Genomic DNA, 16,100 nt, shown 5'->3' with positions numbered 1-16,100 from the left:
CTCTCCGCCGCCCTTGGCGGGGGTGTGTTTGGGGGGCGGTTGTGGGTGGGGGCGGGCGGGGGCGGCGGGTCCCCCCCCGGCTCACCGGCGGCCGGATCGGTCATGCGGCGGCCGCCGCTTCCTGCGCGACGGCCTCGCTCAGGATGGTCAGGCCTTCCTCCAGCAGGGCGTCGGGTATGGACAGCGGCGGCAGGAAGCGCAGGACGTTGCCGTAGCTCCCGGCGGTCAGGACCAGCAGCCCGTTCTCATGGCAGCGCCGGGCGATGCGGGCGGTGAGGTCGGGCGCGGGGACCCGGTCGCCGTGCTGCTCGACCAGTTCGATGGCCACCATCGCGCCCCGGCCCCGCACGTCGCCGATCACCTTGTGGGTGTCGGCGAGTGCGCTCAGGTGCTCCAGCATGGTGTCCCCGATCTCCAGGGCGCGCTCCAGCAGATCGTGCTTCTCGATCTCCTCGAAGACGCCCAGAGCGGCTTCGCAGGCCACCGGGTTGCCGCTGTAGGTGCCGCCCAGTCCGCCGGCCGGAACGGCGTCCATCAACTCGGCGCGGCCGGTCACCGCTCCCAGCGGAAGCCCGCCCGCGAGCCCCTTCGCCGTGGTGATCAGATCGGGCTGGACATCTTCGTACTCACAGGCGAACATGCGTCCGGTGCGGGCCATACCGGCCTGGACCTCGTCGATGATCAGCAGGATTCCGCGGTCGCGGCAGATCGCCGCGACCTGCGTCAGGAAGCCGGGCGCCGGAACCACGAAGCCGCCCTCGCCCTGGATCGGCTCCACCAGGACGGCGGCGACGTTGTCCGCACCCACCTGCCTGTCCAGCAGGTCCGCAAGAGCCTGCGCGGCCTCCTCGGCGCAGTTCTCGGGGCCGGTGGGCCAGCGGTACGGATAAGCCATCGGCGCCCGGTGGACCTCCGGAACGAACGGGCCGAAGCCCTGCTTGTAGGGCTTGTTCTTCGCGGTGAGGGTCATGGTGAGCAGCGTGCGGCCGTGGAAGGCATGGTCGAAGACGACGATGCCCGGGCGACCGGTGGCGGCACGCGCGATCTTGACGGCGTTCTCCACCGCTTCGGCGCCCGAGTTCACCAGAATGGTGCGCTTGTCACCACGGATGGGAGCGAGTGTGTTCAGCTTTTCGCACACGTCGAGGTACGACTCGTAGGGGTTCACCAAGAAGCAGGTGTGGGTGAACCGGCTCAACTGCGCCGCAGCCCGCCCGGCCACGGCCGGCGCCGAGTTGCCGACCGTGGTCACGGCGATCCCGCTGCCGAAGTCGATGAAGGAGTTTCCGTCCGCGTCGACGATCACTCCGCCTCCGGCCGCCTCGACGAACACCGGCAGCGTCGCACCGACGCCGGCCGGTACCAGCGTGCGTTGACGGGCCAGCAGTTCACGTGACCGCGGGCCGGGGATCTCGCTCACGACCCGCCGGATCTGGGCGAGTTGTGGACCGCCGGCCGGCCGGGTGGCTTCGGGCATGGTTCGTCCTCCGGGTTTGTAGAGGGGTTGGGCGTCTCAGCCAAACACCGGCCCACGGCCGCAGCGATGGACCGATCGGAGTGCCGGGACGGCGAGCCCGGGACAACTCGTCGAGTGTTTCGACGCCGGGACGGACCCCGCCCCGGCCACGCTCCCGTGCCCGCATCACGATCCGCTCGCCCTCGCCGGCCTCAACCGGTGGCGCAGGCCTCGACGAAGCCGGCGAAGAGACGCAGGCGGTCCGCTTCCGGACCGTCGTCGTCCTCCGGATGCCACTGCACGCCGATCAGCCAGCGCTCGGGGTCCTCGATGCCCTCGACGATGCCGTCCTGAGCGACTGCGGCGAGGACCAGCCCGGAGCCGAGCCTGTCCACGGCCTGGTGGTGGCCGGAGCGGCCGACGAGGCTGTCGACGCCCATGATGCCGTGCAGGCGGGTGCTGGGCACGAGCCGGATCTTCTCGTCGAGGAACACCGGTCGCCCCTCGCCGCCGCGGTGCAGGGTGAACTCCTCGATGTCGGGGATGATCGTTCCGCCGCGGTGGACATTGAGCAGCTGGGAGCCACGGCAGATGCCGAGTATCGGCCGGCCGGCCTTCTCGGCCGCCGCGATCGCGCTGAGGGCGTCGCGATCGGCGCGGGCGTCCACACCATAGGAGTGCGGGACGTCGACCAGGGACGAGCCGTAGCATCCGCCGTCGATGTCACCGCCCCCGAGCAGGAGCAGCCCGTCGAACCGGGCCGCCGCTTCGGGGTCCGGCAACGGCGCCGAGGTGTCCAGCAACGTGTACGAGGCGCCGAGCCGCACCAGTGTCTCCAGCGCGACCCGGGTGAAGCGGCGGACCAGTCCCGCGACCTGTTCGTCGAGGCCGGGGAAATTGAGGGACACCAGTACCGCGACATGCGCCACGGGATGCTCCGGCAGAGGCCGGGCCGGCGTCACCTCCTCTATGCGGACGACCGGCGTCATAGTTTGATCCAGGTGCTCTTGAGGTGTGCGTACTTGTCGAGTGCGTGGAGGGACTTGTCGCGTCCGAAGCCGGATTGGCCGTAGCCGCCGAAGGGGACCGTGATGTCGCTGTCGTCGTAGCAGTTGACCCACACGGTGCCGGCGCGCAGGCGCCGGGAGACGCGGTGGGCGGTGGAGAGGTCGGTGGTCCACAGCGCGGCGGCGAGCCCGTAGGGCGTGCCGTTGGCGATCCGGACCGCCTCGTCCACCGAGTCGAACTCGATGACCGACAGCACCGGGCCGAAGATCTCCTCCTGCGCGATCCGCATGTGCGGGTCGACCTGGTCGAAGACGGTGGGTTCGACGAAGTAGCCGCCGCTCTCGGTGAGGACCCTTCCGCCGCCGAGGACGGTGCGGGCGCCTTCTTCGCGGCCGATGTCGATGTAGCCGAGGACCCGGTTCATGTGCTCGGACTCCACGAGCGCGCCGATGTCGACACCAGGATCGAGCGGGTCGCCGACCCGCTTGCGGCGGGAGGCCTCCAGCACCTTCTCGAGCAGTTCGTCCTTGACCGACCGGTGTACGAGCATCCGGGAGCCGCCGGTGCAGACCTCGCCCTGGTTGAAGAAGATTCCGGTGGCGATCGCTTCGGCGACCCGGTCGAGGTCGGGGGCGTCGGGCAGCACGATCTGTGGTGACTTGCCGCCGAGTTCCAGGGAGACCTGCTTGATGTTCGACTCGGCGGCGTACTGCAGGAAGCGGCGGCCGACGGGCCCGGAGCCGGTGAAGGCGACGGCGTCGATGTCCATGTGCACGCCGATGGCGCGGCCGGCGGTCGGCCCGAAGCCGGGGACGACGTTGAGGACGCCGGCGGGGAGTCCGGCCTCGGCCGCCAGTTCGGCCAGTCGCAGTGCGGTCAGCGGGGACTGCTCGGCCGGTTTCACGACCACCGAGTTGCCGACGGCGAGGGCCGGGGCGACCTTCCAGATCGCCATCATGAGGGGGAAGTTCCAGGGCACCACCGCGGCGACGACGCCCAGGGGCTCGCGGGTGATGGTGGCCAGCACGTCCTCGGCGGTCGGTGCGACCTCGTCGTAGGTCTTGTCGATCGCCTCCGCGTAGAAGTCGAGGGTCTGGACGGTGACCCGGAGGTCGACGGCGAGCGCGTCGGTGAACGGTTTGCCCATGTCGATCGCCTCGATGAGCGCCAGCTCCTCGGCGTGTTCCTCGACGAGCCGGGCCAGGCGCTGCAGGACGATGCGGCGTTCGCGCGGTGACCGGCGTGCCCAGCGGCCGTCCTCGAAGGCGGCTCGGGCGGCGGCCACCGCACGTTCGACGTCGGTCTCGTCCCCTTCGGCCACTTCGGCGATCACCGTGCCGTTGCGCGGTGAGACGCAGTCGAAGGTCGCCCCGCTCGCGGCGTCGACGAACTCGCCGTCGATGAACAGCCGGGTCGGCAGGGTCAGTTCGGCGGCGCGTTTCTCGAGTGCGCCTCGGTCGGGCGTCACGGTCATCGGTTGTCCCTTCTCTTGTGAGCACGCTCGACCAGGTCGGTGAAGATGGCCGCGTCCGAGGCGGAACTCGTGTGCAGGTCTTCGGGATGCCACTGGACGGCGAGGATGTCGGCGTCGCGGTGCTCGACGGCCTCGATGACGCCGTCCGCCGCCGTCGCGGTCACCACGAGGCCGGCGGCGAGCACGTCGATCGCCTGGTGGTGGTACGACGACACCGGCACCCGCTCGCGGCCGACCACGCCGTGCAGGCGGGAGCCGTGCACCACGTGCACCTCGTGCACGCCGTCGCGGTGACCGACGGTGGTCTCCGGCAGGTGCTGGTGCAGGGTGCCGCCGAGGGCGACGTTCAGCGCCTGCATCCCCCGGCAGATCGCCAGCGTCGGCAGTCGCGCGGCTGTCACGGCGCGGGCCGTCGCCAGGTCGAGGTCGTCCTGGAAGCCGACCACGTCGACCGTCTCCGGCAGTGGGCGCCGGCCGTAGCGCTCCGGTCCCAGGTCGGCGCCGCCCGGCATCAGGACGCCGCCGAACCTTTCGAGTCGCTGCACGAGCCCGTACGCCGGATCGGCCGCCGGTCCGTGCAGCACCACCGGTTCACCACCCGCGGCGTACACCGCTTCGCAGATCGCCTCGGCGGCGAGCGTCGCGCTGAAGCGCAGGATGGGCACGGAGTCGGCGCGGCGGCCGATGACCGCCACCAGGGGGCGCACTCAGGCCTCCTTGAAGGGATAGTCGAGGCTGGGCAGCCACTCGTCCCATGCCGCTCGATGGCGCCCGTCCTCGATCACTCGGGCGAGGGCGGCGTCCAGCTCCGCGTGCACCTCGGGACGGTCCTTGGCCACCCCGATGCCCCAGCGGTTGCCGGTGCGCACGGTGAAGGCGAGCTGGAACCGCGGGTCGTTCTCCCCCAGGGGAACGAACACGACGTCGTCGTCGACGACGGCGTCCACGTCCCCGGTCTCGAGCGCGGCGAGCATGTCGCCGTACACGTCGTCGGAGCCGTCGGACCCGAACCCGACCAGGACGGCGCCGTCGAACGTCTCGGCCAGCGCCATGTTCGTACTGCCGTCGATGGCGGCCACTCGCCGTCCGGCGAGGTCCTGGGCCGAGGTGATGCCCGAGCCGCGGCGGACCAGCACGCTCTCGTGGAAGACGGCGTACGGCCGGGTGAAGTCGACCTGAGCCTGACGCGCCGGGGTGATGCCCTGCCCGCACAGCACCGCGTCCGCGGCGTGCGCCTGCACGGCCGGGATCATCCGGTCCCACGGCACGCGGACCCACTCGACCGGTCGGCCGAGTTCGGCGGCCAGGATCTCGGCCACGGCGGGCTCGAAGCCCAGGCGGCCGTGTTCGGCCGACCACAACGTGAACAGCGGGGGCGCCTCGGCATCCAGGCAGGCCAGCCGCAACGGTGTCGCGGCGCTCACGGGGCGTCGTCCCAGTAGGTCGAGCGCTCCCAGTCGGTGACATGGCCGCAGAACCGGGCCCACTCGTCGGTGTGGTAGTCGACCAGGAGCGTGGACAGTTCCTCGCCGAGCGCGGAGGTGATCACCGTGTCCCGGCGGAAGGCGGTGATGGCGTCGCCCAGGGTCATCGGCAGTTCGGGGAAGCGGGCGTCCTGCGTGCCCTCGTACGAGGAGCCCTGGTCGGGTTCCCCCGGGTCGGTGGCGTTCTTCAGGCCGTCCTCGCAGGCTGCGATCATGACGGCGTGGGAGAGGTAGGGGTTCACCGCGGCGTCGGGCAGCTTGTACTCCAGGCGTCCGTTCGCGGAGAGCCGGACGGTGCAGGTCTTGTTGTCCATGCCCCAGTTGATCTTCGAGGGCGCGAACTGGCCTGCGTCCCAGTAACGCTTGTAGGAGTTGACCGTCGAGCCGTTGATCAGCATCGCGCCGGCTGAGTGGAGGAGAAGGCCGCCGAGGGCGTGCCGTCCTTCCTGGGAGAGGTTCAGCTCGGTGACTCCGGGGTCCTCCAGCACGTTGACGCCGTCGCGCCAGAGACTGAAGTTGTGGTGGCAGCCGTTGCCCATCATGCCGGTGGCCGGCTTGGGCATGAAACTCGCCTCGATGTCGAGCTCACGGGCGACCTGCTTGCAGACCTGGCGGTAGGTGATGAGCCGGTCCGCGGTCAGGTCGGCGTGGTCGTACATGAAGTTGAGCTCGATCTGGAACTCGTCCTCGTAGTCGCCCTCGATCATGTCGAGGCCGAGTGCCTCGGCGTAGTCGATCACCTTCTTCACGATCTGCCGGTTCCGCTCGAGGTGCTCGATGTGGTAGGCCGGGCTCGATCCCGGCCGGAACCGGGCCTGGAGCCCCTCCCCCTTCCAGGTCATCTCCGGCTCGCAGCCGGTGCGCATCTCCAGACCGGTGCGCTGGGTGAACTCCGCGTGGACGCGCTTGAGAACGCCACGGGCATCACAGGCGTACGGCGCACCGGCACCGTCGCCGAGGTGGTCGGGCTCGTAGAGCCGGCAGAACACCCGGGCGAAGGAGGTGTCCCACGGCAGTACCGCGAACGTGTCAAGGTCGGGGATCACGGTGTACTCGGCGGCGTGCACGCCGCCGCCGAGCAGCAGTCCCTCACGCGTGGTCTGCAGGTTCGCGACCGCGGTGCGGTGCTGTTGCACACCCTTGACCGCGATCCGCTCGAGGTGGCGGGCCGGCATCACCTTGCCGACGACACGGCCGGTGATGGACACGGACTGGTAGTAGACGTACTTGACGCCGTACTTCTTGATCTTGGCGAGGGCGTCAGCGAGGTGCGGGCTGGACGCGTTCTCCTGGCGGTGCTGATCGAGAGCGCTTGTGCTCACAGGTGTTTCCCTGTCTGGTCGTAGGACCGCGTCAGGCGGTGGGGACGAGTACGGTGAACTCGCTGCGGAGTTCGCGCTGCCGGGCGGGAGCGATGTTGACGGCGAGGGTGCCGACCAGGCGCCCGTCGCGGTGATACCTGGCCAGCAAGCCGCCTGGCAGGTGGTGCGGGTCGCCTTCCTCGACGCGGACCTCGTCGGCCAGGGCCGGGGAGCCGTAGCTCTGGAACCGCAGGCCGAGTTGGTCGCTCCAGAAGGAGGGGACCGGGGCGAACGGCGCCCCGTCCGGGGGCTCGCCCGCCAGCAGCGCGACCAAGGTGGCCGCGGCCCGCCTGGCGGTGTCGGTGGGGACGGACCAGTGCTCGACCCGCCTGGGGACCTCGTCGAAGAGCGGGTTGGGGAAGCGGGCGACGTCGCCCACGGCGACCGCGCGGGGCGCGCCGGTGACCTGTAGGTGATTGCCCGTCAGGACGCCGTTGTCCAGGGGGAGTCCGTTGCCCTCCAGCCACTCGGTGTTGCAGACCGAGCCGACCGCCTCCACGACCACGTCGGCCGGGAGGGTGTCGCCGCTGTCGAGGACGACACCGGTGACGCGGTCGTCGCCGGTGAAGGTGGTGACTCCCGTACCGAGGACGAACCGGATCCCTGCCGCCTCGTGGTGGCGTTGCACGGCCGTCGCGAGCAGATCGCCGATCACTCGCGCCATGGGCGGACCGGCCGGCTCGACGACGGTGACGGTGTGCCCCAGGGTGCTCAGCGTCGCCGCGACCTCACAGCCGATGAAGCCGGCGCCGATCACGACGACCCGGGTGGGTCCGGGCCGGCGCAGGGCGGCGCGCAGCCCGTGGCAGTCCTCCACGGTGCGGAGCACATGGCGGCCTGCTGCCGGGCCGGGTGTGCCGAGCCGGCGGGGGCGCAGGCCGGTTGCCACGACCAGTCCGTCGTAAACGGCATGATGGCCCGACTGGGTGGCGAGCGTCCCGGCTGCCAGGTCGGTCGAGGTGACGGGGTCGCCCAGCCGGAACTCGACGTCCGCGGTGCCGGCCCGGCGTCGGAAGGACAGCCGTTCGGCGAGTGCGGACGGCTCGGCGGCCCGGGGATCTGCGAGTACCTCCTTGGACAGCGGCGGCCGGTTGTAAGGCGGGTGCGGCTCGGCACCGAACACGGTGATCGGTCCGTCGTGGCCCGCGGCGCGCAGTTGCTCAGCGGCTCGGAGGCCGCCGAGCGAGGCACCGACGACGGCGACGTGCTGGCGGGCCGGCATCAGCCCTCGATCAGGATTGCCTGCACGGGGCAGACGTCGGCGGCTTCCTCGACGTACTCCCGCATCGCTTCGTCGGGCGTGCCGTCGTACTCGAGCCGGCCCTCGTCGTTCATCCGGAAGACCTCGGGAGCGGCGATGGCGCACTGACCGTGGTCCTGGCACAGGGAAAGGTCGACATTCACCTTCATAAGAACTCCTTGGAGCGGCGGGCATGGTGGGGTGTGAGGTGTGGAGTGTGGGGTGTGAGGTGTGAGGTGTGAGGTGTGGTCAGAGGGCGCGAGTGAACCCGATGGGCAGACTCAGCGGACCGGTGTTGCCCGAGTCGGGCATCCACGTCGCACCGGGCAGGATCCGGATGTCGCGCATCCGGCGGGCCAGCAGCGGCAGCGCCTCGCTCATGTCGGAGCGGGCGACGAAGTGCCCCAGGCAGTGGTGCGCGCCACCGCCGAAACCGAAGTGAGGCTTGCGCTCGGCGGTGATGTCGAATCCACGGGGGAAGACCCGCGGGTCGGTCCCGGCCGACTCGCTGTAGAGATGCACCGTGGTCCCGGCGGTCAGGTCGAGGCCTTCGAAGGTGAAGTCCTCGAGCACCTCGCGAGTGACCCAGCGGACGGTCGGGTTCACCCGCATGACCTCCTCGACGGCCTTGCCGCCGAGTTCAGGCCGTTCGGCCAGCAGGTCCCACTGGTCGAGGTGGCGGCTGAAGGTCTGCATCGCCAACCCGAGCTGGTTGCGGGTGGTGTCGAAGCCTCCGAATATCAACAGCACCATGCTGTCGCGCAGTTCGGCGTCGCTGAGCCGGCCGTCCTCGGCGCGGGATGCCTTCACCAGCGCGGTGACGAAGTCCTCGCGCGGGGCGGCCCGGCGATCCGCGATCAGTGCGTCGCAGTAGTCGTAGAGCCGGGCGAGCGCCGCCTCGATCTTGGGCAGGTCCTCGCGGAGCGTCACGCCCATCGCGAGTCCGATGGTGGCCGACTCGCGGGCGATGACCGGCCACTCCTCCTCGGGCAGGCCGAGCATGATCGCGATGACCCGGGCCGCGTACGGCTCGGCGAACTCGGTGACGAACTCGCATTCGTCGGGCTTGGCGAAGCCGTCGACCAGTTCGGTGGCGAGCGCCTGGAACCGCGGCACGAGTCCGCCGATCAGCTTCGGCGAGAACGCGGGGTTCATCAGCCGCCGCAGCCGGTGGTGCTCGGCGCCCTCCTTGTTCAGGATCCAGCTCGCCCACCACTGTGCGAACGGGCCCTCGGTGACCCCGTTGTGGGCCGGCCAGGCGACGCTGCCCTGGCGGAGCTTGGGGTGCTTGAGCAGCCTGCTCATCTCGTCGTAGCGCAGGACCGCGATCCCGTACGGCGTCGTGGCGTACCAACTGCGTTCGCGGGCGGCGTGGACTTCGTCAGAGGTGATCGAGAAGGACGGGTCAGCCACGTCCAGGACGGGAGGGGAACCGGGGGCGAGGGTCGGCATGGACAACCTCCAGGGAGCTTGGGCCGGTGCATGGCTCAATACCCTGGATTTAGAGTTTTTAATTGTCAAGACCTCGCCGTCACCGATTCGCCGGCGCCTCCGACTCGGCGAGGGCGAGCACCCATCCCGTGCCCAGGGGCAGCTCCGCCACATCGACGAAGGGACTCGGGGCCGCGGACCCCGAAGGTGCCGGCATCTGCGGTAGCCTCGCGCCGATCACCCAGCGCGGCGTGTTCGCTGCGATCACCCGGCGCTCGGCGTTGACGAGGACGGCCTCGGTGCACGCGCCGCGCAGCACGGCGATCAGCCTGCGTTCGAGATCGCCGACCGACAGATCCACGCCCGCGACGCCGAGGAAGTCGCCGTCCGCGACGATCGGGACGGCTGCGGTCACGACGTACAGCTCGGAGCCGGAGTAGTCGACGTACGGACCGTACGCGACCCGGCTCCGCGGCTGCTGGGCGAGCTGGAACCACTCCATCTGGAGGTAGTCGTAGACGTCGACGCTCATCGGATCGAAGTTGAGCCGCAGCCGGACCACCCGCTCCCCCTGCCGCTGCCACCAGGCGATGTACCGGTCCTGGCCGTCGATCTGCCCGGGAGCGGCGGCGAAGCCGAAGCCGACCGCGAGACGGTCCTCCGCGACCAGCTCGACCAGCAGCTTCTGCACCTTGGCGAGGTGGGCCTCGGACCAGCCGCCGCGCGGCGGACGGCTCTCGACGACGGCCTCGGCGATCCGGGAGAGCCTGGCGAACACCGGCTCGAGCACGTCGGAGGCCGTGCGAGCCAGGGTGGCGGCGTCGGGGCCGGGCAGCTTCGCGTTCACAGCTGCGCTCCTTCCTCGGTCTGCAGGAGGTGGAGGGCGGTGAGCCTGCGGAGATTGCCCGCCACGTGCTCTTCGGTGAGCCGTCGGGCCTCGTCACCGTTCTCGGACACGACCGCGGTCGCGATCGCGTGATGTTCCTCCACCACCGCGTCCAGATCGATCTCGGGGCCGATGGGCAGCCAGAGCAGACCGGACACCTCTGCCTGGAGGTTCGCTTCGAGCCGGGTCAGGCGGGGGGACTGTGCGGCCACCGCCAGCTCGATGTGGAAGCGGCAGTCGGCCCGGATGCGGTCACCGAGGTTGTCCGCCGTGCGAAGCTGCTCGGTCAGGGTGAACAGCCGACGGACATTGACCGCCGAGGCGCGCTCGGCGGCGAGCTGCGCCGACCGGCCGGCCACGGCCAGGTGTTCGTCCACGATGTCGCGCAGCCCCGAGATCGTCATCGCGGCCAAGCGCTGGCGCTGCGGCTCGACCGGCGGCGACTTGGGATGCCGGACGAACGAACCACCACTGCGTCCCCGCTTCGTCTCGACCAGGCCCTGCTCACGCAGTTCGGACAGCGCCTCGCGCACCGTCATCGGCGCGACGTTGAACTGGGCCGCGAGCTGGACCTCCACGGGCAGCTTCTCCCCATCGCTCAGCAGGCCAAGGTAGATCGCCTCGGTTATCCGCTGGACGACCTCCTGGGCCCGGCCGCCCCCCGTCGAGGACCCGAGAAGCGCAGCGAGTGCGGACATCTACCGGCCTCCTTTCACCCCCGGCGATCCGGGCGCGCCCAATGTAGTCGATCGGCCTCACTCAACGCTTGACGCTTAACAACTAGAACTATAGGTTTCCGCGAAACCCGCAGCGTGAGTTGCGGCCCTCTCAGAACCAGAGGAAGACCGGATGACCAGTACGACGTCACCATCGGCGGAGTCCGACGGCTCCCCCCAGTCCGACCACCACGACGACGCCGCTCATCTCCACGCCCTTGGCTATCAGTCCGAGTTCAAGCGGGACATGAGCCCCTGGGCGAACTTCTCGCTCGGGTTCACCTACCTGTCCCCGGTGGTCGGTGTCTACACGCTCTTCGCGTACGCCCTCGCCCAGGGCGGCCCGCCGATGATCTGGAGCTTCCTGGTCGTCGGCGTCGGCCAGCTCATGGTGGCGCTCGTCTTCAGCGAGGTGGTCGCGCAGTTCCCCGTCGCAGGCGGAGTCTACCCATGGGCACGCCGGCTCTGGGGGCGCCGGTACGCATGGATGACGGGCTGGGTCTACATGGTCGCGCTCCTGGTCACGATCGCCTCGGTCGTCTACGGAGCCGGACCCTACATCGCGGTCGCCTTCGGCTTCGAGCCCACGGTGAACACCACCATCGTGTGCGCGCTCGTCCTGCTGGGCCTGGCAACCGTGATCAACTTCCTGGGCACCAAGGTGCTCGCCATGGCCGCGCTGATCGGATTCGCCGCTGAGATCCTCGGCGCCCTCGCGGTCGGCGGGTGGCTACTGATCGCACACCGCGAGCACAACCTCGGGGTCCTGTTCGACAGCTTCGGCGCCGGAGGCGACGGCAGCTACCTTCCCGCGTTCGCGGCCGCGGCGCTGATCGGCGTCTTCCAGTACTACGGCTTCGAGGCCTGTGGAGACGTCGCCGAAGAGGTACCCGACCCGGGCCGGCTGATCCCGAAGGCGATGCGCCGCACCATCTACATCGGCGGTGCCGCGGCGACCTTCGTCTGCCTCGCCCTGATCCTGTCGGTCACGGACTTCACGGCCGTCATCTCCGGCAAGGACGCCGACCCGGTGAGCACCGTGCTCAACCAGGCGTTCGGTGCCGTCGGCGCCCGGATCGTGCTCGTCGTGGTCCTGCTCTCGTTCCTCTCCTGCGCCATGAGCCTGCAGGCGGCGGCCAGCCGGCTGGCCTACTCCTACGGCCGTGACGGGATGATCATCGGCAGCTCGCTGCTGAAGAAGTTCTCCAAGACCAAGCATGTGCCGCCCTACGCGCTGATCCTCTCCGCCGTGGTGCCGGCCGTGATCGTCCTCGGCTCGAAGTTCTCCACCGACGCGATCACGAAGATCATCAGCTTCGCCGCACTGGGCATATACATCGGCTTCCAGATGGTGGTGCTGGCCGCGCTCCGCGCCCGGCTCAAGGGCTGGGTGCCGAGCGGCAAGTACACCCTGGGGCGGTGGGGCCTGCCGGTGAACGTCGCTGCCCTCGTCTACGGCATCGCCGCCATGGTCAACATGGCATGGCCCCGTACACCGGACGCCCCCTGGTACGACAACTGGATCGTGGCGCTGTCCGGAGTCGTCGTGATCGGCGTCGGCCTGGCGTACATGGCGGTGCATCCGCTCCACGACCGCAGCACCGCGCCGTATGACGACGCGATTCCGAAGGAACCGGTGAAGAGCTGACCGTGGAACCGGAGACACGGAAAGGGGCGGGGATCCTCGGATCCCCGCCCCTTTCCTGCTCCACCGGGCCCCCAGGGCCATGCACGGCACGCATGCGGCAGCCTCGCCACCGCGCCTCGGCTGCCTGGTGCATCCGGACGGACCGTCACCTGCGTCCCGCCGCTGCCGGTCAGGCAGCGGGCCGGCACCCCGCCCAGCGTCCGGCCACCCGGGCAGAGCACCACCGTCCGGCCGCGCGATCGACGGATCGGCGTGGCCGAGGCCGGAAGGCCACGCCATTTCGTCGAGTGCGTGACCGACCAGCCGTTTCCCAGAATGGCCGCCACGTCAGGTCCATGAGCACCAGAGGTGTGCCGACGCGCAGAGCGGCGGCGATTTGGAAAGGAAGGCCATGCCACACAGTGCGAGCGATGCCTCACCCGCGGGGGCAACCGCCCGGGCGCCCCGGACCCTGCGCCAGCTCATCGCCGGCACATGGCAGCCGGGCGACGGCGCTGAGATCGTCGACACGAACCCGGCACGGCCGAGCGAGGCCGTGGCCGTGGGACAGCTCGCCCAGGAGCGTGACCTCGACCGGGCCGTCACCGCCGCTCGCGAAGCCTTCCCGAAGTGGGCGGCGACACCGCATCCCGTACGCGGCCGGATCCTTCACCGGACGGCTGACGTCCTGGACGCCCGCGCCGAGCAGTGGGGGGAGGAACTGGCGTGGGAAGAGGGCAAGACCCGTGCGGAGGGCGTCGCGGAGGTCCGGCGCGCCGCCGACATCTTCCGCTACTACGCCGGTGAAGCACTCCGCCCGGTCGGCGCGGTGTTCGCTTCCTCCCGTGCGGGTGAGCAGATCCAGGTGATCCGGCGCCCGGTCGGTGTGGTGGCCGCGGTGACCCCGTTCAACTTCCCCATCGCCATTCCCGCCTGGAAGATCGCGCCTGCCCTCAGTTACGGCAACGTCGTGGTGTGGAAGCCGGCCAGCGCGGTCCCACTGCTGGCCCTGCGCCTCGCCGAGGCCCTGGTCGAAGCCGGGTTGCCGGAGGGCGTTCTGTCTCTGCTCATCTGTGGTGGCGCGCTGGGCGGCCGCCTGGCGGAGCACCCTGGAGTCGATGCGGTCACCTTCACCGGGTCGACGTCCATCGGCCGGGGCCTGATCGCATCGTGCGGCCGACTGGCGCGACCGGTCCAGACGGAGATGGGGGGCAAGAACGCGGCCGTCGTGCTGGCGAGCGCCGACCATGACCTTGCGGCGGCGGAGGTGGTGGCGGGTGCCTTCCGTTCCACGGGCCAGAAGTGCACCGCGACGTCACGCCTCATCGTGGAGGACTCGGTGGCCGACGAGTTCCTCGATCTGCTCACCAAGCGGGTGGCGGATCTGCGGGTGGGAGACCCGCTCGACGAGAGGACCGGGATGGGACCCGTCGTGTCACTCCAAGCGCGGGACGAGATCCAGCGAGCGGTGGACGCGGGCGCGGCCCGGCCCGGCGTCGAGATCCTCACCGGAGGACGCCCCTACGACGACGACCGGGCGACTGGCGCGTTCCTCCAGCCCACGGTGGTCGAACTGGCCGGCGATGATGAGCTGTGGCGCGAGGAGTTGTTCGGCCCCGTGCTGGCGGTCCGCCGTGCGCGTGATGCGCGACATGCCTTCGATCTCGTCAACGAGAGTGAATTCGGGCTGTCCGCCGCGGTGTTCACCGACGACTTCAGGGCTGTCAGCCAGGCCGTCGACGAGGTCGACGTCGGCATACTCCACATCAACTCCGAGACCGCCGGCGCCGAGCCCCATGTGCCGTTCGGAGGGGCGAAGCACAGCGGCTACGGGCCGAAGGAACAGGGCCGCGCGGCCCTCGAGTTCTTCACCCGGACCAAGACCGTCTACCTGCGTGCTTCCGGGGGTGACGGCCGGTGAGCGGCACCCGGCCGCTGCCGCTGTCCGGCACCGCCGGCAAGGTCGAGAATCCGGCCACCACGACAATGGCGGGCCCGGGCTCCGCCGTACGTCCCCAGGGAGGCGACGACATCGGCCGTGTCGGAGTCGTCGGCTCGGGACTGATGGGCGGCGGGATCGCGGAGGTGTGCGCCCGAGCCGGGTTGGACGTCATCGTCCAGGAGGTCGACGCCGAGGGTGTGGCCGCCGGACGGCGGCGAGTCGTCGCCTCGCTCGACCGGGCTGTCCGGCGCGGCAAGCTCGCCGAGGCTGATCGCGACGCCGCCCTCGACCGGATCCGGTTCACCACGGACCTGTCCGACATGGCGGACCGCGACGCGGTCATCGAGGCGATCGTGGAGAACGAGCAGACGAAGACGGATGTCTTCACCGCCCTGGACAAGGTCGTGGTACGTCCGGACGCGATCCTGGCCTCCAACACCTCCTCCGTTCCGATCATGAAGCTCGGAAGGGCCACCCAACGTCCCGACCAGGTCATCGGCATCCATTTTTTCAATCCGGTACCGGTGCTGGAGTTGGTGGAACTGGTGCCCTCGCTCCTGACGAGCAGCCAGACGCGAGAAAGAGCCGCGCACTTCGTCACCGGTGCGCTCGGGAAGAAGGTGATCGGCTCCCAGGACCGCGCCGGCTTCGTCGTCAACGCCCTCCTCGTGCCGTATCTCCTCTCGGCCATCCGCATGCTCGAGTCGGGCTTCACCTCCGCCGATGACATCGACAACGGCATGGTCCTCGGCTGCGCCCATCCGATGGGCCCGCTGCGGCTGGCCGACCTGATCGGCCTCGACACCCTCAAGGCCATCGCCGACTCCCTGTATGCGGAGTTCAAGGAGCCTCTGCACTCCCCGCCGCCCCTTTTGCTCCGCATGGTCGAAGCGGGGCTGCTCGGAAAGAAGTCCGGCCGCGGATTCCACGACTACACCCGTTGAATCCGCGTGTGCCCGCCCCCGTGCACCGACGGGCGCGGCCCCGGGGTGGCACCGGAGCCCCGACGGTCCGGAACGGGACCGGAGCGAGGGGGCGGTCGCTCCGGTCGCTCGGGGGTCACATGTTCTTCGGCGGCTGACCGTCCATGGCGTGCCGCAGGCTCAGCGGGCGCATGTCTGTCCACACACGGCTGATATGCGCCAGACACGTGTCCTTCGGACCGACGGTGCCTTCCCGTTCCCAGCCGTCGGGGACCTCACGGTGAGCCGGCCACACCGAGTACTGCTGTTCGCCGTTCACCACCACGGCGAATTCTTCCTCGTGCTCCACGCTGCTCATCTCGACTTACCTCCAGCACGTCGTCGCACCACACCTTGTGGCATGTTTGCCGCTTCTTCTTCCCGGCCGGGCCGGGGCGCCGCCCGAGCGGCCCCCCGCCCGGCGGGGCGTCAGGCTGCCAGCCGTCGGTCGGCCGCCGCGCGAGATCGGGAGAGCGTCGTGGGGGGGAAGAGGGTAGAGCTCTAACTGTAGAT

15 protein-coding genes are annotated in these 16,100 nt (G+C 70.0%); 3 read left to right on the top strand and 12 right to left on the bottom strand.

Going from position 1 to position 16,100, the window contains the following annotated elements:
• Nucleotides 1–100: 100 nt before the first annotated feature.
• The 11 genes from gabT to AB0G63_RS35200 all read right to left on the bottom strand — a co-directional run bounded on the left by gabT (nt 101) and on the right by AB0G63_RS35200 (nt 11,038).
• Nucleotides 101–1,477 carry a 4-aminobutyrate--2-oxoglutarate transaminase gene (gabT, locus tag AB0G63_RS35250; protein ID WP_360758843.1) on the bottom strand — a complete coding sequence of 459 codons (1,377 nt, stop codon included), beginning with the start codon at nt 1,475–1,477 and terminating at the stop codon, nt 101–103.
• Between the two features lie 191 nt (nt 1,478–1,668).
• Nucleotides 1,669–2,385 carry a gamma-glutamyl-gamma-aminobutyrate hydrolase family protein gene (locus AB0G63_RS35245; protein WP_360758841.1) on the bottom strand — a complete coding sequence of 239 codons (717 nt, stop codon included), beginning with the start codon at nt 2,383–2,385 and terminating at the stop codon, nt 1,669–1,671.
• Nucleotides 2,386–2,441: 56 nt separating this feature from the next.
• Nucleotides 2,442–3,938 carry an aldehyde dehydrogenase gene (locus AB0G63_RS35240; protein ID WP_360758839.1) on the bottom strand — a complete coding sequence of 499 codons (1,497 nt, stop codon included), beginning with the start codon at nt 3,936–3,938 and terminating at the stop codon, nt 2,442–2,444.
• On the bottom strand, nt 3,935–4,645 hold the full coding sequence (locus tag AB0G63_RS35235) for a gamma-glutamyl-gamma-aminobutyrate hydrolase family protein (protein WP_360758837.1): 711 nt from the start codon (nt 4,643–4,645) through the stop codon (nt 3,935–3,937). The genes AB0G63_RS35240 and AB0G63_RS35235 overlap by 4 nt, the downstream gene beginning before the upstream one ends.
• The gene (locus AB0G63_RS35230; RefSeq protein ID WP_360758835.1) at nt 4,646–5,362 is read right to left on the bottom strand and encodes an ABC transporter substrate-binding protein; all 717 of its coding nucleotides are present in this window, start codon (nt 5,360–5,362) and stop codon (nt 4,646–4,648) included.
• Nucleotides 5,359–6,744 (bottom strand): glutamine synthetase, encoded by a 1,386-nt coding sequence (locus tag AB0G63_RS35225; protein ID WP_360758833.1) that lies wholly within the window; start codon nt 6,742–6,744, stop codon nt 5,359–5,361. Before AB0G63_RS35225 ends, AB0G63_RS35230 begins: the two co-directional genes overlap by 4 nt.
• Nucleotides 6,745–6,775: 31 nt before the next feature.
• Entirely contained in the window at nt 6,776–8,005 is a 1,230-nt protein-coding gene (locus AB0G63_RS35220; RefSeq protein ID WP_360758831.1) for an FAD-dependent oxidoreductase, read from the bottom strand.
• On the bottom strand, nt 8,005–8,193 hold the full coding sequence (locus AB0G63_RS35215) for a ferredoxin (protein ID WP_324789316.1): 189 nt from the start codon (nt 8,191–8,193) through the stop codon (nt 8,005–8,007). Before AB0G63_RS35215 ends, AB0G63_RS35220 begins: the two co-directional genes overlap by 1 nt.
• A gap of 79 nt (nt 8,194–8,272) precedes the next feature.
• Nucleotides 8,273–9,475: a cytochrome P450 gene (locus AB0G63_RS35210; RefSeq protein WP_360758828.1), complete on the bottom strand. Its 1,203-nt coding sequence runs from the start codon at nt 9,473–9,475 to the stop codon at nt 8,273–8,275.
• Between the two features lie 79 nt (nt 9,476–9,554).
• Entirely contained in the window at nt 9,555–10,301 is a 747-nt protein-coding gene (locus tag AB0G63_RS35205) for a cache domain-containing protein (RefSeq protein WP_360758826.1), read from the bottom strand.
• Nucleotides 10,298–11,038, bottom strand: a complete 741-nt coding sequence (locus AB0G63_RS35200) for an FCD domain-containing protein (protein ID WP_360758824.1) — start codon at nt 11,036–11,038, stop codon at nt 10,298–10,300. The genes AB0G63_RS35205 and AB0G63_RS35200 overlap by 4 nt, the downstream gene beginning before the upstream one ends.
• 151 nt (nt 11,039–11,189) lie before the next feature.
• Here AB0G63_RS35200 and AB0G63_RS35195 point away from each other — a divergent pair, with 151 nt between their 5' ends.
• From AB0G63_RS35195 to AB0G63_RS35185, 3 genes are all read left to right on the top strand, one after another.
• Nucleotides 11,190–12,704, top strand: a complete 1,515-nt coding sequence (locus tag AB0G63_RS35195; protein WP_360758822.1) for an amino acid permease — start codon at nt 11,190–11,192, stop codon at nt 12,702–12,704.
• Nucleotides 12,705–13,095: 391 nt separating this feature from the next.
• Entirely contained in the window at nt 13,096–14,604 is a 1,509-nt protein-coding gene (locus AB0G63_RS35190) for an aldehyde dehydrogenase family protein (protein WP_360758820.1), read from the top strand.
• A 65-nt stretch (nt 14,605–14,669) separates the two neighbouring features.
• Nucleotides 14,670–15,569 (top strand): 3-hydroxybutyryl-CoA dehydrogenase, encoded by a 900-nt coding sequence (locus AB0G63_RS35185; RefSeq protein ID WP_360758866.1) that lies wholly within the window; start codon nt 14,670–14,672, stop codon nt 15,567–15,569.
• A 115-nt stretch (nt 15,570–15,684) separates the two neighbouring features.
• Here the strand turns inward: AB0G63_RS35185 and AB0G63_RS35180 are convergent, their stop codons facing one another.
• Nucleotides 15,685–15,906, bottom strand: coding sequence for an MbtH family NRPS accessory protein (locus AB0G63_RS35180; protein ID WP_360758818.1), 222 nt, complete (start codon nt 15,904–15,906; stop codon nt 15,685–15,687).
• Between the last annotated feature and the right edge of the window lie 194 nt (nt 15,907–16,100).

Source organism: Streptomyces sp. NPDC020996, assembly GCF_040641355.1.
In the GTDB taxonomy this organism is placed as follows: domain Bacteria; phylum Actinomycetota; class Actinomycetes; order Streptomycetales; family Streptomycetaceae; genus Streptomyces.
This window is presented reverse-complemented; position numbering and strand designations above follow the sequence as displayed.